General features: G+C 61.5%; 24 protein-coding genes and 1 pseudogene. 10 read left to right on the top strand and 15 right to left on the bottom strand.

What is annotated here, in order from left to right; genetic code table 11:
* Positions 1-4: 4 nt before the first annotated feature.
* The 10 genes and pseudogenes from B5527_RS46810 to B5527_RS34240 all read right to left on the bottom strand — a co-directional run.
* Positions 5-1,003: pseudogene (locus B5527_RS46810) on the bottom strand (recombinase family protein); the annotation flags it as partial.
* Positions 957-1,112: a hypothetical protein gene (locus B5527_RS34280; protein WP_154072679.1), complete on the bottom strand. Its 156-nt coding sequence runs from the start codon at positions 1,110-1,112 to the stop codon at positions 957-959. The pseudogene B5527_RS46810 and the gene B5527_RS34280, both read right to left, overlap by 47 nt.
* Before the next feature lie 20 nt (positions 1,113-1,132).
* Positions 1,133-1,339 (bottom strand): hypothetical protein, encoded by a 207-nt coding sequence (locus B5527_RS34275; RefSeq protein ID WP_079605449.1) that lies wholly within the window; start codon positions 1,337-1,339, stop codon positions 1,133-1,135.
* Entirely contained in the window at positions 1,336-1,548 is a 213-nt protein-coding gene (locus B5527_RS34270; protein ID WP_154072678.1) for a hypothetical protein, read from the bottom strand. Before B5527_RS34270 ends, B5527_RS34275 begins: the two co-directional genes overlap by 4 nt.
* Entirely contained in the window at positions 1,545-3,515 is a 1,971-nt protein-coding gene (locus B5527_RS34265) for an AAA family ATPase (protein WP_079605447.1), read from the bottom strand. The genes B5527_RS34270 and B5527_RS34265 overlap by 4 nt, the downstream gene beginning before the upstream one ends.
* An 8-nt stretch (positions 3,516-3,523) precedes the next feature.
* Complete coding sequence (locus tag B5527_RS34260; RefSeq protein ID WP_079605446.1) at positions 3,524-4,252, bottom strand: hypothetical protein; 729 nt, start codon at positions 4,250-4,252, stop codon at positions 3,524-3,526.
* A gap of 27 nt (positions 4,253-4,279) precedes the next feature.
* Complete coding sequence (locus B5527_RS34255) at positions 4,280-5,434, bottom strand: DNA polymerase III subunit beta (RefSeq protein ID WP_079605445.1); 1,155 nt, start codon at positions 5,432-5,434, stop codon at positions 4,280-4,282.
* A gap of 3 nt (positions 5,435-5,437) precedes the next feature.
* On the bottom strand, positions 5,438-5,629 hold the full coding sequence (locus B5527_RS34250; RefSeq protein WP_079605444.1) for a hypothetical protein: 192 nt from the start codon (positions 5,627-5,629) through the stop codon (positions 5,438-5,440).
* A gap of 79 nt (positions 5,630-5,708) precedes the next feature.
* Entirely contained in the window at positions 5,709-5,891 is a 183-nt protein-coding gene (locus B5527_RS34245) for a hypothetical protein (RefSeq protein ID WP_079605443.1), read from the bottom strand.
* Positions 5,892-5,978: 87 nt separating this feature from the next.
* Positions 5,979-6,467 carry a hypothetical protein gene (locus B5527_RS34240; protein ID WP_154072677.1) on the bottom strand — a complete coding sequence of 163 codons (489 nt, stop codon included), beginning with the start codon at positions 6,465-6,467 and terminating at the stop codon, positions 5,979-5,981.
* 458 nt (positions 6,468-6,925) lie between these two features.
* Between B5527_RS34240 and B5527_RS34235 the strand changes: the two genes are divergently transcribed.
* The 4 genes from B5527_RS34235 (at position 6,926) to B5527_RS34220 (ending at position 10,173) form a co-directional block, all read left to right on the top strand.
* On the top strand, positions 6,926-7,303 hold the full coding sequence (locus tag B5527_RS34235; RefSeq protein WP_079605441.1) for a hypothetical protein: 378 nt from the start codon (positions 6,926-6,928) through the stop codon (positions 7,301-7,303).
* Complete coding sequence (locus B5527_RS34230) at positions 7,284-7,628, top strand: hypothetical protein (protein ID WP_079605440.1); 345 nt, start codon at positions 7,284-7,286, stop codon at positions 7,626-7,628. Before B5527_RS34235 ends, B5527_RS34230 begins: the two co-directional genes overlap by 20 nt.
* A 140-nt stretch (positions 7,629-7,768) precedes the next feature.
* Positions 7,769-8,362, top strand: a complete 594-nt coding sequence (locus B5527_RS34225) for a recombinase family protein (protein ID WP_079605439.1) — start codon at positions 7,769-7,771, stop codon at positions 8,360-8,362.
* A gap of 728 nt (positions 8,363-9,090) precedes the next feature.
* The gene (locus tag B5527_RS34220; RefSeq protein ID WP_079605438.1) at positions 9,091-10,173 is read left to right on the top strand and encodes a hypothetical protein; all 1,083 of its coding nucleotides are present in this window, start codon (positions 9,091-9,093) and stop codon (positions 10,171-10,173) included.
* A 353-nt stretch (positions 10,174-10,526) separates the two neighbouring features.
* Here the strand turns inward: B5527_RS34220 and B5527_RS34215 are convergent, their stop codons facing one another.
* From B5527_RS34215 to B5527_RS34200, 3 genes are all read right to left on the bottom strand, one after another.
* Entirely contained in the window at positions 10,527-10,961 is a 435-nt protein-coding gene (locus B5527_RS34215) for a hypothetical protein (RefSeq protein ID WP_079605437.1), read from the bottom strand.
* An 823-nt stretch (positions 10,962-11,784) separates the two neighbouring features.
* Positions 11,785-12,621 (bottom strand): SDH family Clp fold serine proteinase, encoded by an 837-nt coding sequence (locus B5527_RS34205; protein ID WP_079605435.1) that lies wholly within the window; start codon positions 12,619-12,621, stop codon positions 11,785-11,787.
* 24 nt (positions 12,622-12,645) lie between these two features.
* A complete protein-coding gene (locus B5527_RS34200) occupies positions 12,646-13,386 on the bottom strand; it encodes a rhomboid family intramembrane serine protease (RefSeq protein WP_079605434.1) in 741 nt (246 codons plus the stop codon).
* A gap of 220 nt (positions 13,387-13,606) precedes the next feature.
* On the opposite strand from B5527_RS34200, the gene trxC reads away from it, so the two are divergent.
* From trxC to B5527_RS34170, 6 genes are all read left to right on the top strand, one after another.
* The gene (gene trxC / locus B5527_RS34195; protein ID WP_079605433.1) at positions 13,607-14,059 is read left to right on the top strand and encodes a thioredoxin TrxC; all 453 of its coding nucleotides are present in this window, start codon (positions 13,607-13,609) and stop codon (positions 14,057-14,059) included.
* A gap of 525 nt (positions 14,060-14,584) precedes the next feature.
* Positions 14,585-15,388 (top strand): universal stress protein, encoded by an 804-nt coding sequence (locus B5527_RS34190; RefSeq protein ID WP_197689242.1) that lies wholly within the window; start codon positions 14,585-14,587, stop codon positions 15,386-15,388.
* Between the two features lie 24 nt (positions 15,389-15,412).
* Positions 15,413-17,218, top strand: a complete 1,806-nt coding sequence (locus B5527_RS34185) for an FAD-dependent oxidoreductase (protein ID WP_079605431.1) — start codon at positions 15,413-15,415, stop codon at positions 17,216-17,218.
* A 37-nt stretch (positions 17,219-17,255) separates the two neighbouring features.
* A complete protein-coding gene (locus B5527_RS34180; RefSeq protein ID WP_425305118.1) occupies positions 17,256-17,609 on the top strand; it encodes a hypothetical protein in 354 nt (117 codons plus the stop codon).
* A gap of 130 nt (positions 17,610-17,739) precedes the next feature.
* Entirely contained in the window at positions 17,740-18,168 is a 429-nt protein-coding gene (locus tag B5527_RS34175) for a hypothetical protein (RefSeq protein ID WP_079605429.1), read from the top strand.
* Between the two features lie 125 nt (positions 18,169-18,293).
* A complete protein-coding gene (locus tag B5527_RS34170) occupies positions 18,294-18,602 on the top strand; it encodes a UBP-type zinc finger domain-containing protein (RefSeq protein WP_171947796.1) in 309 nt (102 codons plus the stop codon).
* On the opposite strand, the gene uvrA is transcribed toward B5527_RS34170, so the two are convergent.
* Positions 18,596-21,193, bottom strand: a complete 2,598-nt coding sequence (gene uvrA, locus B5527_RS34165) for an excinuclease ABC subunit UvrA (RefSeq protein ID WP_079605428.1) — start codon at positions 21,191-21,193, stop codon at positions 18,596-18,598. The two genes, B5527_RS34170 and uvrA, sit on opposite strands and share 7 nt — an antisense overlap.
* Positions 21,194-21,258: 65 nt before the next feature.
* A complete protein-coding gene (locus tag B5527_RS34160; RefSeq protein WP_079605427.1) occupies positions 21,259-21,768 on the bottom strand; it encodes a type 1 glutamine amidotransferase domain-containing protein in 510 nt (169 codons plus the stop codon).
* Positions 21,769-21,840 lie beyond the last annotated feature (72 nt).

Below are 21,840 nucleotides of genomic sequence, written 5' to 3'. Positions count from 1 at the left end.
ACAGCCCGGTTTCGCGCATCCGCGAGCAGACCAGCCGCGGGCCGCTCTTGATGATCCCGGTGGTGATGTAGCCGGATCCGCACGCACCGCATTTGACCAGGCCCGACAGCAGATGCTGCGGCCGCGTGGCGAGCCGGCGCAGCTGCGGGCCGCCGCGCAGGTCCCGCCGGGCCTGCACCTTGTCCCAGATCGACTGATCGACGATTCGCAGATGCGGCGCCTCGGCCGACATCCACTGCGCGCGCGGATTTTCGCGGCTGACGCGCTTGCCGGTGTCGGGATCCTTGATGAAGGTCTGACGGTTCCAGACGATGCGGCCGACATAGAGACTGTTTTGAAGGATGCCGTTCTCACGCTTGCGGCTGCCGGCGATCGTCGAGGCATTCCATATCCCGCCGCGCGGACCACCGATGCGCTCGGCGTTGAGGTCAGCCGCGATGTCGCGCGCCGATCGGCCGTCGAGATAGCTCGCAAAAATGCGGCGCACGATACCGGCCTCGGCGGCATCGATCTCCAGCTCACCCTTGCGGCCGGCGATCGCGCGATACCCGAAACTGCGCCCGCCATTGTGGCGGCCATCCTTGACGACGCCGGCTTGGCCGCGGCGGGTCTTCTGCGCGAGATCTTTCAGATAAAGCGGGCCGAGCAATCCCTTGACGCCGACATGGATGTCTTCGGTGATGCCATCGCGCGCGGTGCGCAGGGCAACGCCGGCGAACTGTAGCCGTTCGTGAATCCGCGCCATGTCGGACTGGTTGCGCGAGATGCGGTCGAGGTCTTCGGTGACGACGACGGCGAACTGGCCGGCACGGGCATCGCGCAGCAGGCGCTGCAGCCCAAGGCGGTTGACCATCGACGCGCCGGAAATGGCGCGATCGTCATAGACGGCCGTGACGATCAATCCCTCGCGGGCACAGATCTGCCGGCACAGGGCGACCTGATCGTCGATCGATCGGTCAGTTTGCTTGTTGGATGAGAACCTGGCGTAGATCGCCGCCTTCATCGTCGGAACCCTGCTGGTTGGACATGCCGTTGAGGCGGCGATACTCCGCCAGTGCGGCGGCCCGCGCAAGCGCCTGGACCAGGCCGAGCAGGGCCGGGGGTGTGGACATATCCTGGCGCCGCGGCCGCGTCACGGGGCTTCCGAGAGCCGGTAGCGGCGGTTGCCCATCTCGCCTTCGAAGCTGGCGCGGCCGGACCGTACCAGCACCAGCAAGGCGCTGCGGACCGAGCTGGGCGCGATGAACTGCAGGTCCCGGTGGATCTCGCGCAGTGTCTTGCCGGCGGCCGGGCAAAGGCGCGCAACGACCTCGTCCAACACGCCCGGCGGACAGTTCATCGCCGCACCATTTCGGTTGCGACAGCACTCTGCCGGGCCTCGAACAGCGCGTCGTCGAGATAGGCGACGATCTCGCCATAGCCGCCGCCACGCGCCATCAAGCAGCGGATGACCTTCGCCGCGCTGGATCGCCAGCCGCCGCGCCGGCGCGCCTTCTGTCGGTGCCGTGGGGGAGCGGCGTCCATCGCGCCAGTGCAACTGCTATTCATGTCGTCACCAACCGGGTGGTGCCACGACAGGGGCTGCCATAGGGCTCGACAGCAATCTGACTGGCCTCGAACAGCCGGCGCATGGCTCCTTCGAGGTCCGCCTTCCTGAGGCCGTATCTCTTGGCCTCGGATTCCTTGCCGAACACGGTCGGCGCATAGTTTTTCGAGGCAGGCTTCGCGTCGACATGGCGGCCCTGATCGTTGAAGCGGTCCAGCAGCGCAACGAACAGTCGGTCGGCAGTATGCTCCTTCGCCATCTTTTCGACCGAGCCGATCCGGCCGAGGGGAACATAGACGCCGCGCTCCCAGCGCAGCTCGATGGTCCTGGCGATCGGGCCGTAATTGTTTTTCTTGAATTCCAGCTTCCGCAGGTTCGGATCGGGCTCATCGTCCTTGTCGGTCTTGACGGTGGTCAGGTAGGCCCGCGCCCGCACGCTGTTGTGCCAGCCGGTCGAGCCGGACAGGCCGCTGCCGGAATTGATGCCGGTGAGGCTTGGGTGCGAATTGATGATGATGTAGGCGTTCGCCTGCATCGCCAGCTTGCGCAGCATGCCGACGAACTGGCGCACCTGGCTCCGATCGTTTTCGTTGCCTGCAAATACGTCGGCCGAAGTGTCGATACCGATCAACACCGGCTTGATCTCGATCGCGGCCTTCATCAGGCGCTGGAACAACGGCGTCGGCTGCACCAACCCGGTGCGATCGGCGTGACCAAGCACGGCATCCTCGCCTGCAAACGTCAGCAAGTGGACGTTGCCCTGCAGATCGGGGAAATCCGCACCGTAATGCTTCAGGATATCGGCGAGCCGGCGGTGAATTTCGTCGGTGTCGTCCTCGGCGCCGAAATACAGAAACGGCCCCGGCTCCGGCAACGTGCCCAGCCAATCGCGGCCGAGCACATGGGCGACGCCGAGCTGCAGCAACAACAGCGTCTTGCCGGTGGCGCCTTCCCCTGACAAGAGCGAGGGACTGCGGCGTGGAAAGAGATCGAGTACACCCCATTCCCGTGGCGGGACACCTTCATTGACGCGCCATGTTGACGTATCGATGAAGGGCAGCGGATCCAGGACCGGCGACGGCGGTGCAGCCTTGGGATCGAACAGCGGCGCGCTGAGACAAAGCTGCTCCAACTGCTCTTTGCTGTTGCCGGCGTCCAGGTAATCCGAGATGTCGCCGCCGGGCGGCAGGTCGGGCAGCAAGACCAGCCGCACCGACGCCGCGACGCCGTGCAAGGCCAGCGCCGCCTTCTCGGCCCTCGCTGCGCCGGGGGCGTCGTTGTCGACCAGGACGATGACATCGCGGCCACGCAGCGGCTCGGCCAGCTCCGGCGTCCAGGTGGTGCTGCCGGAGATAGTTGTCGCGGTCAGCTCGAGCGTGGCGACGCGGTCGGCGTCTTTCTCCCCCTCGCACAAAAAAACTGTCGCGGCCGGAAACTTGAGCAGCTCCGGCAGCCGATAGAGAACAGGCCGCACGTCGTCCAGGTTCCAGGCATAGCCGCCTGCGACGGACCGGCGCTGCCGGAAGCTCTTCGGCTCCATCCGGAGCACCTCGTAGAGAACCTCACCATCGGCGCTAACGTAGGAATATGTGGCAACGACACGCGGCGGGACATGGTGTGCAGGTGACGCCGAAGGCTCGGCCGCCCGTGATGTTGCTGAAGATCCGGGCGTTGCCTTGCGCAGTTCAGCGATTGCAATGGCCATCTCTTCGCCCGGCGACACGTGCCCATTGCAGCCGTTGCCATTGGGACGCCACGGCGGCATGCCCAACATGCTGCGGACGTAATCCTTGGCAGCGATATCGTCGCCTCCATTGAACAGCTTGACCAGAAAGCCGTCCGGCGCGTCGTCACTGAGCTTGATAGACATACCGCGATCGGCAGGCGAATGACCCGGCGCAGGCGCGCGTACCTGCCCGGCGGCAACCTCGCCGCCGAGCATCTGCGCGATCTGGGCCAAGGTGATCATCACGGCCCCTAGAACGGGATATCGTCATCCATGGCGTCGACCTCGCGGTCGCGCAGAACAGCAACCTTGCTCGCGCCGACTACGCGGGCACCATCGCCGCCGCCGCCGCTGTTGCCACCATCGCCGCCGTTGCCGCCGCTCGCGATTTCGGGCGCGGGCGGCTTGTCAAAACCGACGTTGACGAACACCGGAAATGAGGTGAAGCCGCCGTGCTTCTTGTTCCTGTAGCTGCCGGTCGACAGCGTCACCACGGGATAGCCCAGGTGCTTGTTCTGGGTGAAGCTCAAAACCTGCCCAGCGATAGCGCCCATGCCGCCGACCGACGCGATCTTGAACACGACCACCGCGCGGGTCTCGAGGTTCATCATTGGGAGGGCAAAGCCGTACACCCACGGATCGCGACGTTTTCCTGTGGAGTCGAGTTCCCATTTCGATTCGTCGTCGATGCCGAGGTCCTTGCGATCCTTGCCGTTGACGATCCGAAGTTCAGAACTCCCGTTCTCGTCGTCGGCGACCACCGCGGTGATATCGGTGACAACCTTGCCGGCTTCGAAGTGGGTCCAGGAGTGCGCGACCTGATCCGGGTAGAGCACGAAGCGCGTGTCGGTGGGTACTGGATTGTCGGAGATTGTCCAGTTGCCGCTGTTGTACTTCAGCAGCGTGACGTTTGATGCCGAGCGGGCGAGAGCTTCGAGGCGTTCGTCGGCGGTCTTGAGCTTGGTAGGGAGCGTATGCATGACTTCCTCTTTCTGTTTTCTGATCCGCTATTGCACATTCGGCATCGCGCCCGAGCGGGCGAACGCGGGCCGTTTTTCGGTTTCGGGCTTTTCGCCCTCCGCAAAAGTCCAGCGGCAACTCATCAGGATCCCGAGCTTGCTGCGTTCACCCCGCAGCATCAGCGGCCCATCGGCATCGGTGACTTCGAGGTGAAGGCGGTCGGACGGGAAGTTCGAGACCATCGCCGTCAGCTGCGGCAGCGACATTGCGAGCCGGGCGCTGCCGCGCGTTTCCGCCGGAACGCGATCCTCGGCATCGCCGGGCTGGCGCGGCAGAAACAGGCGCAGGGGCTCCCCGTCGATCCAGGACAGAGCCAGCAGAGGCAGTTCGCCATCGGCCACAGCCCCCAGCCTGGCGAGCGCGCCGATCAAATCCGACCGCTTGCACTGCGCCACGTTGATCGACGCGCGCGGCAGCAGGCGCTCGTAATCGGGATATTTTGCATCGATCAACGCCGTGACAAATTCGAATCCCGGCCCGGTGACCGCGAACCGCGCGTACGAACGCCGCAGCGTGACGCTGTCGGGCTTGGTCTGCTTGACCAGCCTGATCAGTGCCGTCGCGGCCTTCGACGGCACGATGAACCTGCGATCCGTCGATAGGTGGTCCGCCTTGATGCCGGCGCGCAGCAGCCTGGTGCCGTCGGTGGCGACGGCAACCAACTCGTCGCCAACGCTGTGCATGTAGAGTCCGGTCAGAAAAAACCGCGTCGTTTGGGTGCTGGCGGCCGGCACCACCTCCAACAGCGCCAGGAGGTCGTTGCCCGCCACCTCGATGCCGGTGCTCTCGGTATCGAACTTGAGCGCAGCCGGAACATCGGGGAGGACCGGCAGGTAAAAGCGGCTGTCGCCGCACGAGATCTGTGTGGTGTTATCGGTGGTGTTGACCGTGATCGAGCTGCTGGATGAGAATCCGGTGATCAACCCGCCGAGGCGGTTGGCGGCGACAGTAACCTCGCCGGGCTCGGCGATGTCGGCGATGGCGGTGATCTTGATCGAGATGCCGGGCCCGGAGCAGGTGAAAGAGACCGCGCCCTTGTCGGCGACCAGGTGCACGGGCGCGAGGTTAATGTTGCCGCGCACGGCCGTTGCAGCCAGCGACAAGGCTTCGGCGAGCGCGGCGGCTGGTGCGGTGAGCATCATGGTCTAGTCGACGCAGATGATGTCGTGATGGCACGACTGGCAGATCAGGCGGAAGCTGGCGCCGTTGGCAAGCGGTTCGGGATCGCAGCGGAGAACCGTGTCGCAGTACGGGCACCGTGTGCCATCGGCGAGCCAGAAGACGGAGCCGTCGGGCAACGGAGAAGCCGACATCCGGGCGAGCTTGGGCATATTCATCGTGTGTTCCTTTTGGGTGGAGTGTGGTGATGGTGGCCACGGTTTCGTAAAAGCCGCCCTTGACCGGGCGGCTTCTGCGTCAGTAGGGCTGCTTGTTCCTGGGTGCCGTGCGCTCGGCATCGAGCCCCGCTTCAAGGAGCAAGCGCAGAGCGTCGGAAATCGAGGGGATCTCGTCTTGGGCGCGGCGCCAGTTCTCGAAACGCGCCTTCAGCTGGACGCCCAGCCTAGCTTGTACAGCGGTGAGGTCGTCGTCGTTCTGCATTTCGGCTTCCTTGCAGTAATTAACTGCGGAAGTCGTAGCGGCAGACGCTGCGGCCGAAAATTCCCCAACTCGCGATGTCGAAATGTCCTAGGACATTTCACGCTTGCGGAATGTCCGTATTTTCATTTCTCCGACCCTGAACCTCGTCGGTTCACCGTCCACCAGCGTTGGCGAGAAGCCCTTGAACCTGGCCTCAATGAGGTCGCGGTTTTTCTTCAGCCGCCGAATTTTCTTGTCAATCGCTTCGAACTGGCTGTGAAATTTGGAACTCCGGGGACTGATGCCTTTCTCGGCAAGTAGCTCCCGAGCCAACCGCCTGACGTTCGGTTTCGGCTTCATGCGGTCCAAGCGCACAAGCAATTCAAGCTGCTGCCTGTATCTTTGGTCGGTTGCGTTCGGCTCGCGGCAGTAATTTTTGAACATCTTCCGGGTTTTTTTCAAACCGCAAAGGCTCTTAAGCTCGAAAAACAGGTACATCAGATCGCGCTCGGCCTCCCTCAGCATTTTGGCCGGCGGCAAACGCTGGCCGGTACGGCTCGGCCATTCGTGCTGATCCCAGTTCGGGCGCTTGATCATTGGCTTGCGCCTCCGCTGGCCCGCACTGTGGAACGCGGAAGGCCGGTGCGGAGCCAGCCTTGTCGGGTTGCAATCCCAATCCGCGTCGAGCGACACATATTCCAGAAACACTACGTGCAGCAACGGTAGCGGTTCGCCCAGGGGGTGTGGCGTTTTCAAACGATGCCAAGCTGTAGATCGTGATGCATCAATGAAAACGTGGGTTTCCCGCAACGCGGCGCATCTCGCTGTAGGGGTAATCGCCGTGCCACAAGGGTTTGCACCGCCTGCTGATCATGCTGTCGGTCCCATGTCTATCTGTTGTCGATCCCCTGTGTGTGTCACCCCCCTATAACCCCCTGTGATGATCAACAGGGGATCATCGCCCCTGTAGGGGCTCGATCCTGTTGATCTCACTTCTTCGCGGCCAGCGAGCCGGTCTTCACGTCTCTCGTGGGATCAGGTATCATGGCGCGGCCATGAGCGACATGACCGAGACCGCCACAACCGACGAACGCAGAGACCGAGGTGGAAGGTTTGTTATCGGCGGCAAACCCGGACCAGGAAGACCTCCGGGCGCGCGCTCGAAGCTCGGTGAGGCGTTCCTTGAAGACCTGCGCGATGCCTGGAACGAGCACGGCAAAGAGGCGTTGCGTCGCTGCGCGACGGAAGACCCGTCACAGTTCTGCCGGATCATCTCGAACTTGTTGCCGCGCGACATCGACATCAACCTGGCCGCCACCGTGGACGCCGTCTCCTTCGCGGCAAGGTTCCGCGCTGCGGTCGAACTGCTGCACGATGAACCGCAAGGCAAGCTGAAAATCATAGAGCATGAAAATGCCGGTCACCGCCGCTGAAGTTGCCGAGCTGAGACAAGCTGGTCAGGCGCTGTCGTTGGATGACGTCGACAACACGCTCCGCACGACGGCCGAGATCATTGGGTATCTGATCTATGCATCGCGCTCGATGGGGGCTGATCAGACCGAGCAGCTCCGCCTGGTCGAACTGCTGGTACGCTCGACCGACATGTGGCGGGAGGAAATCCGTGAAGCCCGCGACGTTCTGGTGCGGCTGGGCTATGGGCGCGACCTGGCGCTGCTGCTGACGTCATTGGCGCGCAAGGCCAAGCTGAAGCCGCTGCCGGTCCACAGAGGTCCGCCAGAACGGCGCGCTCCCCGCTGAAGGCCATACGGAAAACCATCAACGAAAACCGCAGTTCGGAGACCCGGTTCTATTGGGTTTCTCCTTGGTCGTTTGCTTATACGTTAGACAATTGTTTTCTGTATCGCGTATGATTCCGCCATTACCCATAGGGCGGCATCATGAAGCGCATCGCCATCTATCTCCGCGTCAGTAAGTCAAGACAAGACACCGATAACCAGCGTCGTGAGCTGGAGGTCGTCGCCAAGCGTTCGGGCTGGCACGTGGTGCGCGTGTTCGAGGACACCGGCATCAGCGGCGCGAAGGGTCGCGACAAGCGGCCTGGGCTCGATGCAATGCTGAAGGCGGTCAACGCCAAAGAGTTCGACATGGTCGCCACTTGGTCGGTCGACCGGCTGGGTCGGTCGCTCACCGATTTGCTCGGCATCCTCCAGGGCCTTCACGATAAGGGCGTCGATCTGTTCCTGCATCAGCAGGGTCTCGACACATCGACCACCGCGGGCAAGGCGATGTTCCAAATGTTGGGCGTGTTCGCCGAGTTCGAGCATGGCATCATCCGCGAACGCGTCAACACCGGGCTGGCGCGGGCCAAGGAGAACGGCATCAAGCTCGGGCGGCGCAAGGTGAAGCCTGCCGTCGAAGACCGCATCCTCAGCCTCCGCAAGAGCGGCATGGGCATTCTCAAGATCGGTCGCACCGTCGGCGTCGGCACAAGCGTCGTGCAACGGGTCGTCGCAGCGTCACCGGTCCGATGACGACAATCAAAGGATCAGCCCGACCGAGCTGTAATGGACCCTCTGACCCACCCGGCCCCGCCGGAGCGGGCAGGGGGTGTTCTTATATCGAACGGGCTCTGTCTCAATGCGCCGCCACATCCAGGTTGAGATCCGGCCAAAAAATTTTTCCGGAAATTTTTCAAACGGGCAGTGTCGCAAACCGTCCACCCCATCGGGTTAGAAGCGCCGCAGACCCCGCACAGGGGCACCTGTTGGCCAAGCTGATCGTGGCGCAGATTTGGTCGGGTACCGCTCCAACGCATTGGGAGGCTCCCTGGCGTCTACGTGAATGCTCTTGTCGGAGTGGAGGCAGCGCCGGCGGGATTCAATGTGACAGTAGTGATCGGTTACAATACTCAAGATAAGAACCTGGGCACGGGCCGATAACGCCAAACCACCCCGGCGTCGCAAGGTATCGATAAGAAGATGGCACGCTTCGTCCGATGTGCATGGGTGCGCAATCGAGGTGCTGGCCTTGCGCGCGAGCGTTCGTTCTTCAATGTCAGATCGCATCCAAAGACCTCGGGTAGTATCGCACACAGTTTGACATCCCAAAAAGAACACCGCGAAATCATAAATTTAAAGTTGTTGCTGTGCTGCAGCGGTTTCTCAGAGTCTCTTTTTGAACATCTTGACTTCGGCGAAAGGGCAGATCAGCTTTCACGCGACCATTTTGCCACTATCAAAAATAAACCCAGGGCGCATCCATGGCCGAACGAGAGCAGCCTCGAGAAGAAGTTGGCACCTGCATTGAAGCGCGCGCCCGCGGTGACAAGTCAACAGCGTTTGCAGAGAGCAGCAGCAACACGTCCGAAAAAGCACACCGCCAAGGAGAAGCACAGGCCGCCGACCCCGTCGCGATCCCTCTTGCCGGTACGCAGCTGCAATTCCATCCGCTGGCGAACATCTTCCCGATGATGACGGACGAGGAGGTCAACGATCTGGGCGACGATATGCTCAAGCATAGTCAACGCGAGCCAATCTGGGTTCATGAGGGCAAGGTTATCGATGGCCGGAATCGCTACAGCGCCTGCGTTTTGAAGGGAATCGAACCTCGGATCGTCGAATATCCGGGCATCGATCCCCTCGGATTCGTGATCAGCATGAACCTCAAGCGTCGCCACCTGGATGCGAGCCAGCGCGCGATGGTGTTGGCGGGTATAGCAAACCTGCCAAAGGGGTCTCATCCGCCAATTGGCGGATCATCTGCGACGCAAGTAGCTGCAGCAAAGATCATGAATGTCAGCGTTCGAAGCGGCCAGCGGGCTCGATATGTCAAGGCTCATGGTGACCCTGGTTTGATCCGCGCTGTGGAGCAGGGGGAGGTGAAGGTGTCTGCGGCAGAGGCGTTTGCGAAGGACGTCCCGCTGCAAGATCAGGCTAGATTGATCGTTGAATCCGGATCGCCTTTGTCTGCCGTGAAGGCCGCGGTGAAGGCCAAAGCGGACCGAGCCTCTGTATGGAAGCCAAAGCCGGTCCCTGATCCCAAAGCGGCCGCCGACCGGGCTGAGCGCCGGAGTCAGCTCCACTGCGAGAGACGTACGCAGCTGAACAGGGTTCTTCATGCATGTTCGGCTTTGTACCAGAGCGGAAAACCTGCCGAGGTCGCGCGGTCGATGCTTCTTCTTGAAGCTGGTGAGGCAAAAAGTATCATCTCCCGTCTGCGGGAGGTCGCCCGGTTCGCGAACGACGTTGCGATCTGGCTGGAGCATGCGAACACCGGTGCAGCAATTCCACAACATCCAGACGCACGCCAGGCAGAAGAAGATGTGCCCCATGAGCCTCGCTGACCATCTACGCAATCTCCCGGGACCAAACACGTAGGCGAAGGCGGTTGCTTCGGCTTGATCGCCTGACCCGGCAGACCGCCGCCAGGGTGACACCGGGCCAGGAAGGCAAGACTCAACGTCGCCACCTTCGGCAGCGAGCGGGGGCTAGGAGCACTTCGAGAAAAACGCGGGGACCAGCGCCCCGGTGCCCCGGCGAAAATAGGGGTCAAGTACTACCCGCCAGGGCCAGATCGGCCAGCCTCTCTATATATCAATTCTGATCTCACCCCATCCCCGCAAATTTTTTCCGCCAAATTTTTCGGAGAAATTTTAGACCTCGGCTCGTCGCCTTGAAGGCGACGGCGTTGGACCCGCTACGACAGTGGTGACGACTTTGCCCGCGATCTGTGGTTCGCATCGCACCATTTGCGTAGCGTAAGAAGTTTGGCCGGGTGCCCGAGCAGGTTGGCGACGCGGCTTTCCTTAAACCACCACGGCCTGGCCCGAACGATCAGTTCGCCGTAGTGCAGCAGCCTGGCCTCGCTCCGCGCCTGCTCAAAGGCGGGGGCCATTTCCTCGTCCGGCATTGCGCCGATGCGCTGGGCCTCCATCGCGACGCCTTTGTCGAGATCAAGTTCCGTGAGCAGCTTGCGAAAAGATGTCTCTGAGGGAGGCATCTTTTGGCCGCGCCCAGGACCATTACCGCGCTTGACCGCCGCCAGCGCCTTGCCGAGCTTCCACCGCGCCGCCATGCGGGTCTCGTTGATCGGCCGCATGTCCTCGACGCTGTAGAGCTCGCAGTCGTTCATGTACTGCTCGAACGAACTTAGCAAAGAGACGGTTCTTTTCTCTGAGAGAGAACTGTCTCTGAGAGAGAACTGTCTGTTCGCCTGGTCCTTTCGAAAGCACGCGCCGTCGCGGCGCGGAGCCCGCCCGCAGCGCGGCTTTAACCGGGCAGCGTTTCCTCTTGAGCCCCGTAGCTCACCATCGGCACTACGGGCGGGACGTATGGATCAATCCGGTCATCTTGAGGGCGATAACGATATCGTGGAACAATATAGGAATCCCAGTCAGGAGTTGGCCTTACTACCGTGACGACAAGCCTCTCCCGTGGTTCACGAACGACATTGACCTTCCGCGCATGGGCTGCGGCACTAAACGTCCCCAGGTTACACAGCACCATGGCCGTTCCGAGAGCGAACGCGGTCACTATCCTCATACCTTGGCCTCCTTGCCACAGAGTCAAATTAACGAGCGCTTGGTCATGATCGTTCCAGCTACGCGGGGCTAAACTTTAGGGCGGGGGTGGGTGACGCGAGGATTGCGGTGCATTGCTGGCGCTCGGCAATCGGCATCGCTGGGTGCGTTGCGCGTGGAGCCGTCACCGATAGCCTCACTCGCTGATACAGGACGCAAAGCACGGCAAGCTAATTCGCTCTCTAACCTCGACGACCGCTCCTCGCGCTAAGCGGCCGTTCATACGCGAGCAGAACATCTAGCTCGTGACTCACAGGGAGGAGTAAAACGCCTGTCAGTTGGCAGCTTCGCATTTGATTGGACAAGGGTGAGGGCCCTGGTCGTGTGGTGCAACAGCGGGATCTAAAATCGCTGATCGGTACGCCTTTGAAGTAGTCATCCGAAACGGCTTTCAGGCTGATTTCGGCGCTCTACCGGCAGATATTCCACGCCGCCGCCCTGCATGCGAACGGGTTGCGGATAGAGCGTCAGGAGTTGCAGAACATCGTTCGGCATCTTGGTGCTTACCGGCAAGCCAAGCGACTTTCCGGTCGAAGCCCATATCGGATAATCGTGCGTCCATATGCCGGCCGAGAGTTTTTCTGCGAGTGCCGTTGCCTGTTCGGCGGGCAGGTGACGGGTCAGTAATTCGCTTGCCGCCTGTCTGACCTGCGTAATGGCCTTGCGTCCGACGTCGGCCATGATCAGCGTTTTATCGTCGATTTTGGCCATCGGCTTTTGCTCGACGACCTTGATGAGCGACGCCGCCGGCGATTCTCCAAGTTGCGGATCGATTGGACCGAGAACGGAATGCTCGCACATGACGATTTCGTCGGCTGCGAGCGCGATCAGCGTGCCGCCAGACATGGCATAGTGGGGCACAAACACCGTAACCCTGGCCTTGTGCTCACGAACCGCCTTGGCGATTTGCAGCGCCGCTAGTACAAGACCCCCCGGGGTGTGGAGGACGAGGTCGAGCGGTACATCGGCGTCCGTCATCTGGATGGCGCGCAGAACCTCTTCGGAATCGTTGATGTCGATGTAGCGCGCGACGGGAAACCCGAGGAACCGCATGGTCTCCTGCCGATGCACCAGCAGGATCACCCGCGATTTTCGCTCGCGTTCGAGTTGCGAGATCTTGCGCACCCGCATGGCCTCGAGCATCTTCTGCTGCAACATCGGCTGGACCGCCGAGAATATGAAGAAAAGCCAGATAAGATCACCGAACGACATGGAGTCCTCCTATGGCATGACATCTCATATTCGCCCTTTGGTATCGAAGCCGAACACGCCTTCGTCCGCGTAATACGGGCGGTAACCCTGATGGGACCGGACCAGCAAAGGACCAAGTGCGAACCCTGCGATAAACCCTCCGACATGGGCCCACCACGCGAGGTCTCCGCTGGCGGACGGCAGCAGGAGGGCCATCATCGACTGCTGAACCTGAATCAGAAACCAGAGGCTGATAAAGACATACGCGTAGACTTTGAAAAACAGCGGGATGAACAGGATCGGGACGACCACGACCACCCGCGCCATCGGAAACAGCCGCATGTAGCAGCCGAGAATGCCGGCGATTGCGCCGGAGGCGCCCAATGCGGGCACGATCGAAGTCGGGTTGAACATGACGTGCGCGACTGATGCGGCAAAGCCGCAAACCAGATAGAACGCCAGATAGCGGGCATGACCCATCCGATCCTCGATGGTCGGACCGAACAGCCACAGCGTCCACATGTTCAAGATCAGATGGAGCCACCCGCCATGCAGAAACATCATGGAGAAGAAAGGCAGGATATCCGCGGCCTCCAGATCGGCATCCCCCGATGCAAAGGCCTCGGAGTAGCGCGCGGGAATCAGCGCGAATTGCTGCAAAAACAGCTCAAGCTCATCGGGGCTGAGGCTGTCCTGGAACAGGAACACCAGACAATTGATAGCGATCAGCATCCAGGTGATCACCGGCGGGTAGCGGGACGGGACAGCGTTCCGGATCGGGATCATCTGCGCCTCTTCGACTGCATGTCACGGATTCCGGACAATATCTGGCGCTTTCAGCTTCGGGCTGACGGATCTTGCTGAGGTTCCCACATTGCGGTGAGAAGGCCCAACCGGCCATGACGTCCGTCAATTTAACACGGGCTTTCGAAAAAATTGATGCCGGTCAATGCGGTCTCCCGGGCGGCGCATGATTCTACAGCACCGAGCCTTGTGCGGAGTACACATGACCACCGCGCTGCATATCGTCTGCCCGCACTGCGATGCGATCAACCGTTTACCGCGCGAACGGCTGCGCGATGGCGCCAAGTGCGGATCCTGTCACCGGCCGCTTTACGAAGGACGGCCGGCGGCGCTGGACAGCGTCGCCCGCTTCGACCGGCACGCAACGCACAGTGACATTCCGCTATTGGTTGACTTCTGGGCTATCTGGTGCGGTCCCTGCCGGGCGATGGCGCCGATCTTCGAACAGGCGGCAACCCAACTCGAACCCGATTTGCGGCTGGTCAAGGTCGACAGCGACGCCGTACAGGAACTGCTGCGGCGGTTCTCCATCCAGAGCATACCGACGCTGATGCTCGTACACCGCGGCCGGGAGATTGCGCGCAAGTCCGGTATCATGCCCCTGCCTCAACTGCTGGCATGGACCCGCGAGCATGTCGACGGCATGAAGGTGTAACAGGGCGTCGCCCGATTCCGCCGGATCATCGCCGGAACAATCTGGCGGCCCAGCTTTTTGCAAAACGCGTTCGGCTCGTTTTTCCGTCCGCGAGGTGGACGACGAGTTCGGCCTCGCGCTCTTGCGCGATCGCCTGCGCGACCGTTCGGCGGCTTCTCGGGTGGGGTAGTGGCCGAATTCCTGCCCAATGTCGGCGCGTACAACCCAGTGTCGAAGTTGTCGTCCGGGACAACGTGAATAGCAGCGGCTGCCATCGCTTGAGCTCCGCGAACAGCGACGATTGGCAGAGGATCGGAGACGGCGCCGTGACGAGCGTCAATTTCAGCGCCATTGAAAAATCGGCGGAAGCTGACAGCCGTCAATGGGTGTCCGCTCCGTGCGCGGCACGATGGCGCTTGAGGATCCACAAGCCATGATCGCTACGGTGCAATCGAGTAAGGGCCCACAAGCCATGTCATGGACACTGGCAGCGGTGTGTCCGCCTTTTCGATCTGCTGATGTAGGACGGCCCGGATGATCAAGGATATGATGGTTTGGTTGGACGGCGGCATTTCCGACGAAATTCGGCTGGCGGCTGTCGCCGACATAGCCCGATGGCTCGACGCTCAGGTGGTCATCGGCCTGTTTCTCAATGTATTGCCACTACCCGGTCGGATCGAGGGGGACGCCACAGCCGGGGTGATCGACCACGCGCGCGAGGCCGGCGATGTAACCGAGGCGTTGCTGGCGAGGCGGCTGCAACAGCTTGAGCGCCCCGTAGAGATTCGGCGCTTCGATGTGCTGGCTGACGATATCGCCAGGATTGCCGCCCGCGAGGCGCGCTCCGCCGACTGCTTTGTAACTTTGCGTCCCAACGACACGATGGATCCCGAGCGGCTGATCGAGGGCGTCCTGTTCGGATCGGGCCGGCATCTCTATTTGGTCCCCGAGACAGAGCGGCCCAAGATCGCCTTCGATCGCATCCTCATCGCCTGGAACGGCAGCCGGGAGGCGGCGCGAGCCTTGGGCGAAAGCATGCCGTATCTGCACAAGGCGGAGGAGGTCGCGGTCGTGGTCGTGACCGGCGAGCGCCCAACCGAGGAAGAGGCGCTCCTCGGTGTCGATGCGGTCAACCATCTCAAGCATCATGGAATCGACGCCGTCCTTCATCGGGTCAAGAGCCGCCGCAGCGAGGTCGGCGCCCGGTTGATGGCAGAAGCTGAACGGCGAAAGGCTGACCTTATCGTCATGGGCGGATACGGCCATCTCCGGCTGCGCGAGTGGTTGCTAGGCGGTATGACCTACAATCTGCTGCACGAGGCGCGTGTTCCGCTCTTGATGGCTCATTAATCGATTTCGCGTCGGGGACTTAAAATGTCGACGATCGATAACCGCAACGAGCAGATGTTTCCAAAGCTGACTCCGAATGAAATCGATCGGCTGCATCGTTTTGGGGAAGTCCGGCACTACGCCCCCGGCGAGGCGCTGTTCGTCACAGGAAGCTTCGCTCCCGGCATGTATGTGCTGATCAAGGGCTCGGTGCGCGTCACGCGTCGCGATCCCTTCGGGCACAGCGCCCCGATCCTGGAGCAGGGACCCGGTGACTTCGTCGCCGAAGTGGGGCAATTGTCAGGTCAGCCGGCGTTCGTCGACGTTCACGCGATCGATGATGTCGAAGCACTGTTGATTCCGCCGGAAAATCTGCGCGCCCTGATGATTGAAGAGCCCGAACTCGGCGAACGGATCATGCATGCACTGATCCTGCGTCGCGTCGCCCTGATCGAGGCCGGCACTGGAGGTCCGGTGCTAATTGGCGCCGAAAACAGTCCCGACGTCATTCGTCTGCAAGGCTTCCTGGCGCGCAATGCCTACCCGCATCAACTGCTCGACCCGGCACAGGATCAGGACGCAGCGAAACTGGTCGAGCAATATGCCCCGAATCCTTCGGACCTGCCGCTGGCAGTGTGTCCGAAGGGTACCATCCTGAAAAACCCGAACGAGACCGAATTGGCGCTCGCACTCGCAATGGTGCCGATCGACGAACGCGATCGGACCTATGACGTCGCGGTCGTCGGCGCGGGACCCGCCGGGCTCTCGACCGCGGTCTATGCTGCATCGGAGGGTCTCTCGGTCATCGTTTTCGATACGCGCGCATTCGGTGGACAAGCCGGAGCCAGTGCGCGTATCGAAAATTATCTCGGTTTTCCGGCCGGCATTTCCGGCCAGGCGCTCACCGGCCGTGCTTACGTCCAGGCGCAGAAATTCGGTGCCAAGATGGTGATACCCAGCGAAGTGGTACAGCTCGACCCGACTGAAACGCCGCTTGGGCTTCATCTCACGGATGGCCGGCGCGTCAAGGCCGCGACCGTGGTCGTGGCGACCGGCGCGCGCTATCGCCGCCTTGGCGTTCCAAACCTCAGCGATTTCGAGGGGCGGGGAGTCTGGTACTGGGCTTCGCCGATCGAGGCGCGGCTTTGTCGTGATGAGGAAATCGTTCTGGTCGGGGGTGGCAACTCGGCGGGCCAGGCCGCGGTCTTCCTGCGCAGCTTCGCTAAAAAAATCTGGATGCTAGTGCGCGGTCCAAGTCTGGCGGCGAGCATGTCGCAATATCTCATCGACCGGATCAAGGCGATCGACAATATCGAGGTGTTGACCCAAACGGAAATCGTTGCCCTCTATGGCAGCCGCGAGAAGCAACTGGAGCGCGTGAGCTGGCGCAACAATGTGACCGGCAAGGAGACGGAAAAGCCGATCCGCCATGTCTTTTGCTTCATCGGCGCGGAACCGGCTACGGGCTGGCTCAGGGATAGCGGGATCGCTCTGGACGGCAAGAATTTTGTCTTGACCGGCTCGGACGTTCCCTCCGACGGCCGCCCGTCGAACAACGGATCCGGGCGTCCGCTGCCGCTGGAAACCAGCGTGCGTGGCGTGTTCGCCTCCGGCGATGTGCGGTCTGGATCAGTCAAGCGAGTCGGAGCCGCCATCGGCGAGGGGGCTGTCGTTGGGGCGGAATTGCACGTGGCTCGCGCAGATGGCGCGGCTGAATCGTCGGGCGATGCGGAAAAGGATTCGGGGACGGGGAGCGTGGGTGCGATGGGTATGCGGTTGAACCCGCACTGCACGCCGGGGAGAGCGCATCAAGAGTTGATACGATCAGTGATACCCGCACCACCTGCGTGATTTGAATTGTTGTCTTGATCAGGCGGCGAACATGAGCATGAAGATCCCTGTCCTCGGCTCCGCCTTCGGCATTCTCGCGGCGGCATTCATCGGTGCGGTGCAAGCCCGCGACGACGGCCGCTATTCGCTGTCGCCGCTCAGGCCATGGTTTGACAGCCTCAGGTCCGGCAAGGGACCATGCTGTTCGGATGCGGATGGTTTCGCTGTTTTGGACCCGGATTGGGAATCCAAGAGTGGTCATTACCGCGTACGCATAGACAATGAATGGATCGACTTCCCTGATGATGCCGTGATTACAGAGCCGAACCGGGCGGGCAGGGCGATGGTCTGGCCCATCAAGGGATCTCTCGGAATCTCCATTCGCTGCTTCATGCCAGGCAGTATGAGATGAGCGCGACCCCTCGATCTCTTCCATACTATATGGAGCGATCTCGTTCGCCGATATTTTGACATCGGTCAACGCAGCGCGCGTCTCCTCACGATACAGGTTCTTGAACACGTAGATCAGCGGAGAAAATCCTATGTGTGATTATAGCCTGCATACTGTCGTATTTCGCCCGGCCAAGGTTGGCGAGACGCTTGTTACGACCAGCTTCTACGGTACATCCACCCGCGGCTTTGCCGCAAAGCGAGAGCCGAATGTCGCGGTATGTCTGCTTCCCGGAACCGAACTCGCATTCGAACGTGACGTCAGATATAATCGCAATTGGCTTTCGACTAGGAGCACAGGCTTTAGCGTCGCCAGATTTTGCGCGCTTGAGCCGGGCGCCTCGCATCAGCATCACGATGCCCTCTCGTTTCCGGACGGAAAAACGGTTCTCGTGAATCTGTTGTCGGAAGGCCAGCACGCGCTGGTGCTTCAACTGCCTGTCATTCCGCGCGAACAGAGCGTCGATGGTAATGTTGAGAAGACTGTGATCCTTGCGGTTGATCCTGAGCTTACGGCCTGATCACTTACTTCGCCACGAAGTGTATCTTCGCAATCGGATCGGAACTAAGACAAAGCAGAGCGCGGCGCATTCTGCGCGGCGGAGCAGCGATGCATCCTGGGTCAAGCGGAGCGCGGCAGGAAAACATGGCGATATTTTGCAAACATCTCTCGGCAATCCGTGACGTTGTTCCGAGCGCCTTGGGGTGCGAAGAATGTCTGAAATTGGGCGACCCCTGGTTGCATCTGCGGGTCTGCCGCAGCTGTGGCCACGTCGGTTGTTGCGATCAGTCGCCAAATCGACACGCTACAAAACATTTTCACGCGACAAAACACCCGATCATCGAGGCCTACGATCCGCCGGAAGGGTGGGGCTGGTGTTACGTCGACGAAGTAATGTTCGATCTTTCGGGCCGACCCACACCGCATTTGGGGCCGATTCCGCGATTTTACTGAGGTGCGGCGAGGCGATTGGACGCTGGCGCGTCGGCCGCGGGCCGGGCCCTGAACCGCGACAGGTATGGCGCGGTGCGGCTTTTGGACGAGCCAGCGACCTCGGCAGGCCTGCCGAACGCCACCACATGACCGCCTTCGTCACCTGCACCAGGGCCGATATCCATGACCCAGTCGCTGCCGGCGGCGACGCGCATATCATGCTCCACCACGATGACGGTATTGCCGGATTCGATCAGCCCGTTGAGTTGCGCGATGAGCTTCTCGACGTCAGTCGGGTGTAGTCCCGTGGTGGGCTCGTCAAGGACGTAGAGCGTGTGGCCGCGCTGCGTCCGCTGCAGCTCGGTGGCAAGCTTGATCCGCTGGGCTTCGCCGCCGGAAAGCTCCGTCGCCGGCTGGCCAAGTCGCAGATAGCCGAGGCCAACTTGCCGCAGCACATCGAGGGACCGGCGCACCTGCGCCTCCTCGGCAAAGAACGCGAAGGCGGCGTCGACCGTCATTCCCAGTACGGCGGCGACGTTCTTGTCGCGGTATTTTATTTCAAGAGTTTTGGCGTTGTAGCGAGCGCCATGACAGCTTGGGCACGGTGCATATACACTGGGCAGGAACAGCAATTCGACGCAAACAAAGCCTTCGCCCTCGCAGGTCTCGCAGCGGCCTTTGGCCACATTGAAGGAAAAGCGTCCAGCGTCGTAGTGACGGGCGCGCGCCGACTTGGTGGCCGCGAAGATCTTGCGAACGTAATCGAACAGCCCTGTGTACGTCGCGAGGTTGGACCGTGGTGTGCGTCCGATCGCCTTTTGGTCGACGACCACCAATCGCTTGATACCCTCCATTCCGCTCACGATCCGGCCGCCGAGTGTGGTCACGACGGTCCGCTCGAGTTCGTCGCCTTCATCGTCGATCGAGGGGAGGGGATGGCCAAGCTGTTTTGCAACCAATTCCACCAGGACCTGGCTCACCAGGCTCGACTTGCCCGAGCCGGAAACGCCAGTCACGGTGGTGAATACTCCCAACGGAAAATCGACATCGAGTTCATGGAGGTTGTTGCGACTGACGCCACGCAGCCGCAACCAGTCCTTGGGCGAGCGCGGCGTTCGGTTTGGCACAATGTAGTCGCCGAACAGGTAACGGCGGGTTTGCGATGGCTCTACCTGCTTGAACCCTTGGAGCGGACCGCTGTAGAGCACATGGCCACCGAGTTCGCCGGCGCCTGGCCCGACGTCCACAACCCAATCCGCATGCCGGATCACATCGATCTCGTGTTCGACCACGAACAGCGAATTGCCGGAGGCTTTCAATCGGTCGAGCGCCGTCAACAGCGCCTCGGTGTCCGCGGGATGAAGTCCGGCGGAGGGCTCGTCGAGCACATAGACGACGCCGAACAGATTGGAACGCACTTGGGTTGCCAGTCGCAGGCGCTGCAGTTCGCCCGGAGAAAGCGTCGGGGTACTCCGCTCCAGCGTTAGATAGCCAAGCCCGAGGTCAAGCAGAACCGTGAGGCGGCCGCCGAGGTCCTCGGCGATTCGCTGCACCACCAACGCCTTCTCCGGATGCTGCGCCTTAAGCTTGGTCAGGGTAGGAGCGGTGGCCTCCGCATGGGGACGCAAGAGGTCGGCGAGCCTGGCCAGCGGGATCCTGGAGATGTCGGCAATATCGGAGCCGGCAAACTTGACCGACAGCGCTTCGCGGCCAAGCCGCTTGCCGTGACAGAGCGGGCATTCGGTACTTACCATGTAGCGCGATACCCGCTTCTTGATCGACGCGCTTTCAGTGGTGGCAAAGGTGTTCAGCACATATCGCTTGGCGCTGGAGAAATTGCCGCGGTAACTGGGCTCCTCCTTGCGTCTGATCGCCCTTCGCGCCTCGTCCGTGTCGTACCCAATGTAAACCGGGACCACCGGCTGCTCGTCGGTATACAAGATCCAGTCGCGGGCTTTTTTCGGCAATTCGCGCCACGGACGATCGACGTCGTAGCCGAGCGTGATCAGCATGTCGCGCAGGTTGCCGCCATGCCAGGCGGGCGGCCAGGCGGCAATCGCGCGCTCGCGAATGCTTTTGGAATCATCCGGCACCATCGAGCGTTCGGTCACCTCGTAGACCCGACCGAGCCCATGGCATCGGGGACAGGCTCCCGCCGGCGTATTGGGCGAAAAAGCCTCGGCATCGAGATGCGCCTGGTGCCGTGAATACTCGCCGGCGCGCGAGTACAGCATTCGAAGCAGGTTGGACAGCGTCGTGACGCTGCCGACGGAGGAGCGCGTGGTGGGCGACCCGCGCTGCTGCTGCAAGGCCACGGCCGGGGGCAGGCCATCGATTTCGTCAACCTCGGGAACCGCCATCTGATGAAACAAACGCCGCGCATAGGGCGAGACGGATTCGAGATACCGCCGCTGCGCCTCCGCGTAGAGCGTGCCGAACGCCAGCGACGATTTGCCCGAGCCGGACACGCCGGTAAACACCACTAGGGCATCGCGGGGAATGTCGAGATCGATGCTCTTCAAATTGTGCTCGCGTGCTCCGCGCACGCGGACGAAGCCCCGCAGAGCCTCTTCCGCGGCTTTTCGAGAACGAGGCTTGTTTATTTCCAGCATTTACACCAGCCGGTCGGGAGGAAACACATGACAGCCGAGCGGAGTTCCGAAACCAAAGATAGCCATCAAGCCGGGATATCATTGGGATTGCGGCTCGTGACCAAGCCCTTGTCCAAGACGGCTTGCTGGTCCACCCAGTCGGCGCCGGCATTCTTGAGGTCGGTTTTGAGCGAGGGCCATGAGGTCATGCGTCGGCCGCGCGCCGCGCCGGTCTCGATCACGGTCCAGGGACCATGGCAGATCGCTGCAACCGGTTTTCCGGAATCGAAGAACGCCTTCGCGAAGGCAACCGCATTTGGCTCAATGCGAAGCGAGTCCGGGTTGATAACGCCACCCGGCAGCAGCAGCGCGTCGAAATCTTCCGGCTTGGCCTGATCGAGATCCACATCGACCGGCAACTCTATGCTCCAGTCCGTGAAATTCCACGCCCGTACGCGTTGATGTTTGGGCGATACGATCTTGGTCGTGGCGCCGGCTTCGTCCAGAGCTTTGCGTGGCTCGGTGAGTTCGACCTGCTCGAAGCCGTCCGTGACCAGGATGGCCACATTGAGTCCTTTAAGGGTGTCTTTTGCCATGATCTAGCTCCTTTCCAATCCTGGTGTAGTGAGCGCCAGTTTGCGGGTGCAGTGGCGCAAGCTCCCGCTCTC

It is taken from the genome of Bradyrhizobium erythrophlei, from assembly GCF_900129425.1.
GTDB classification, from domain to species: Bacteria; Pseudomonadota; Alphaproteobacteria; order Rhizobiales; family Xanthobacteraceae; genus Bradyrhizobium; species Bradyrhizobium erythrophlei_C.
The sequence above is the reverse complement of the archived record's forward strand: the minus strand, read 5'-3'. Positions and strand labels throughout refer to the sequence as shown.

Coding starts and splice junctions, on each gene's coding strand:
- B5527_RS34265 (WP_079605447.1), bottom strand. CDS start 3,515: ATGATCACCTTGGCCCAGATCGCGCAGATGCTCGGCGGCGAGGTTGCC.
- B5527_RS34220 (WP_079605438.1), top strand. CDS start 9,091: ATGGCCGAACGAGAGCAGCCTCGAGAAGAAGTTGGCACCTGCATTGAA.
- B5527_RS34245 (WP_079605443.1), bottom strand. CDS start 5,891: ATGCAGAACGACGACGACCTCACCGCTGTACAAGCTAGGCTGGGCGTC.
- B5527_RS34270 (WP_154072678.1), bottom strand. CDS start 1,548: ATGAATAGCAGTTGCACTGGCGCGATGGACGCCGCTCCCCCACGGCAC.
- uvrA (WP_079605428.1), bottom strand. CDS start 21,193: ATGCTGGAAATAAACAAGCCTCGTTCTCGAAAAGCCGCGGAAGAGGCT.
- B5527_RS34185 (WP_079605431.1), top strand. CDS start 15,413: ATGTCGACGATCGATAACCGCAACGAGCAGATGTTTCCAAAGCTGACT.
- B5527_RS34260 (WP_079605446.1), bottom strand. CDS start 4,252: ATGCATACGCTCCCTACCAAGCTCAAGACCGCCGACGAACGCCTCGAA.
- B5527_RS34160 (WP_079605427.1), bottom strand. CDS start 21,768: ATGGCAAAAGACACCCTTAAAGGACTCAATGTGGCCATCCTGGTCACG.
- B5527_RS34205 (WP_079605435.1), bottom strand. CDS start 12,621: ATGTCGTTCGGTGATCTTATCTGGCTTTTCTTCATATTCTCGGCGGTC.
- B5527_RS34250 (WP_079605444.1), bottom strand. CDS start 5,629: ATGAATATGCCCAAGCTCGCCCGGATGTCGGCTTCTCCGTTGCCCGAC.
- B5527_RS34200 (WP_079605434.1), bottom strand. CDS start 13,386: ATGATCCCGATCCGGAACGCTGTCCCGTCCCGCTACCCGCCGGTGATC.
- B5527_RS34280 (WP_154072679.1), bottom strand. CDS start 1,112: ATGTCCACACCCCCGGCCCTGCTCGGCCTGGTCCAGGCGCTTGCGCGG.
- B5527_RS34175 (WP_079605429.1), top strand. CDS start 17,740: ATGTGTGATTATAGCCTGCATACTGTCGTATTTCGCCCGGCCAAGGTT.
- B5527_RS34230 (WP_079605440.1), top strand. CDS start 7,284: ATGCCGGTCACCGCCGCTGAAGTTGCCGAGCTGAGACAAGCTGGTCAG.
- trxC (WP_079605433.1), top strand. CDS start 13,607: ATGACCACCGCGCTGCATATCGTCTGCCCGCACTGCGATGCGATCAAC.
- B5527_RS34215 (WP_079605437.1), bottom strand. CDS start 10,961: ATGAACGACTGCGAGCTCTACAGCGTCGAGGACATGCGGCCGATCAAC.
- B5527_RS34180 (WP_425305118.1), top strand. CDS start 17,256: ATGAAGATCCCTGTCCTCGGCTCCGCCTTCGGCATTCTCGCGGCGGCA.
- B5527_RS34255 (WP_079605445.1), bottom strand. CDS start 5,434: ATGATGCTCACCGCACCAGCCGCCGCGCTCGCCGAAGCCTTGTCGCTG.
- B5527_RS34235 (WP_079605441.1), top strand. CDS start 6,926: ATGAGCGACATGACCGAGACCGCCACAACCGACGAACGCAGAGACCGA.
- B5527_RS34225 (WP_079605439.1), top strand. CDS start 7,769: ATGAAGCGCATCGCCATCTATCTCCGCGTCAGTAAGTCAAGACAAGAC.
- B5527_RS34240 (WP_154072677.1), bottom strand. CDS start 6,467: ATGATCAAGCGCCCGAACTGGGATCAGCACGAATGGCCGAGCCGTACC.
- B5527_RS34190 (WP_197689242.1), top strand. CDS start 14,585: ATGATGGTTTGGTTGGACGGCGGCATTTCCGACGAAATTCGGCTGGCG.
- B5527_RS34275 (WP_079605449.1), bottom strand. CDS start 1,339: ATGAACTGTCCGCCGGGCGTGTTGGACGAGGTCGTTGCGCGCCTTTGC.
- B5527_RS34170 (WP_171947796.1), top strand. CDS start 18,294: ATGGCGATATTTTGCAAACATCTCTCGGCAATCCGTGACGTTGTTCCG.